This is a genomic window from Pantoea anthophila (assembly GCF_006494375.1).
Taxonomy (GTDB): Bacteria; Pseudomonadota; Gammaproteobacteria; order Enterobacterales; family Enterobacteriaceae; genus Pantoea; species Pantoea anthophila.
Genome location: NZ_VHIZ01000059.1, coordinates 1 through 1,842, shown reverse-complemented (window position 1 = coordinate 1,842; position 1,842 = coordinate 1). Strand labels below are relative to the sequence as shown.

The 1,842-nt window shown below is 54.7% G+C and carries 1 rRNA gene; it reads left to right on the top strand.

The features are described 5' to 3' along the window. Positions 1-1,822 (top strand): 23S ribosomal RNA (locus FJW00_RS20020); the annotation flags it as partial. Positions 1,823-1,842: the final 20 nt, after the last annotated feature.

The following is a 1,842-nucleotide window of genomic DNA, read 5'->3' as shown; positions in this document are numbered from 1 at the left end:
AGAAAGCGTAATAGCTCACTGGTCGAGTCGGCCTGCGCGGAAGATGTAACGGGGCTAAACCATGCACCGAAGCTGCGGCAGCGACACTATGTGTTGTTGGGTAGGGGAGCGTTCTGTAAGCCGTCGAAGGTGTGTCGTGAGGCATGCTGGAGGTATCAGAAGTGCGAATGCTGACATAAGTAACGATAAAGCGGGTGAAAAGCCCGCTCGCCGGAAGACCAAGGGTTCCTGTTCAACGTTAATCGGAGCAGGGTGAGTCGACCCCTAAGGCGAGGCCGAAAGGCGTAGTCGATGGGAAACAGGTTAATATTCCTGTACTCGGTGTTACTGCGAAGGGGGGACGGAGAAGGCTATATCAGCCGGGCGACGGTTGTCCCGGTTTAAGCGTGTAGGCGGAGGGTCCAGGTAAATCCGGACTCTTTTAACGCTGAGGCGTGACGACGAGGCACTACGGTGCTGAAGTGATAAATGCCCTGCTTCCAGGAAAAGCCTCTAAGCATCAGGTAACACAGAATCGTACCCCAAACCGACACAGGTGGTCAGGTAGAGAATACCAAGGCGCTTGAGAGAACTCGGGTGAAGGAACTAGGCAAAATGGTGCCGTAACTTCGGGAGAAGGCACGCTGGCGCGTAGGTGAAGGGACTTGCTCCCGGAGCTGAAGCCAGTCGAAGATACCAGCTGGCTGCAACTGTTTATTAAAAACACAGCACTGTGCAAACACGAAAGTGGACGTATACGGTGTGACGCCTGCCCGGTGCCGGAAGGTTAATTGATGGGGTTATCCGCAAGGAGAAGCTCTTGATCGAAGCCCCGGTAAACGGCGGCCGTAACTATAACGGTCCTAAGGTAGCGAAATTCCTTGTCGGGTAAGTTCCGACCTGCACGAATGGCGTAATGATGGCCAGGCTGTCTCCACCCGAGACTCAGTGAAATTGAACTCGCTGTGAAGATGCAGTGTACCCGCGGCAAGACGGAAAGACCCCGTGAACCTTTACTACAGCTTGACACTGAACATTGAGCCTTGATGTGTAGGATAGGTGGGAGGCTTTGAAGCGCGGACGCCAGTCTGCGTGGAGCCATCCTTGAAATACCACCCTTTAATGTTTGATGTTCTAACGTGGCCCCGTGATCCGGGGTGCGGACAGTGTCTGGTGGGTAGTTTGACTGGGGCGGTCTCCTCCCAAAGAGTAACGGAGGAGCACGAAGGTCAGCTAATCACGGTCGGACATCGTGAGGTTAGTGCAATGGCATAAGCTGGCTTGACTGCGAGAGTGACGGCTCGAGCAGGTGCGAAAGCAGGTCATAGTGATCCGGTGGTTCTGAATGGAAGGGCCATCGCTCAACGGATAAAAGGTACTCCGGGGATAACAGGCTGATACCGCCCAAGAGTTCATATCGACGGCGGTGTTTGGCACCTCGATGTCGGCTCATCACATCCTGGGGCTGAAGTAGGTCCCAAGGGTACGGCTGTTCGCCGTTTAAAGTGGTACGCGAGCTGGGTTTAGAACGTCGTGAGACAGTTCGGTCCCTATCTGCCGTGGGCGCTGGAGAATTGAGGGGGGTTGCTCCTAGTACGAGAGGACCGGAGTGAACGCACCACTGGTGTTCGGGTTGTCATGCCAATGGCACTGCCCGGTAGCTAAGTGCGGAAAAGATAAGTGCTGAAAGCATCTAAGCACGAAACTTGCCCCGAGATGAGTTCTCCCTGACCCCTTGAGGGTCCTGAAGGGACGTTGAAGACGACGACGTTGATAGGCCGGGTGTGTAAGCGCAGCGATGCGTTGAGCTAACCGGTACTAATGACCCGTGAGGCTTAACCTTACAACGCCAGAGGCGTTTTT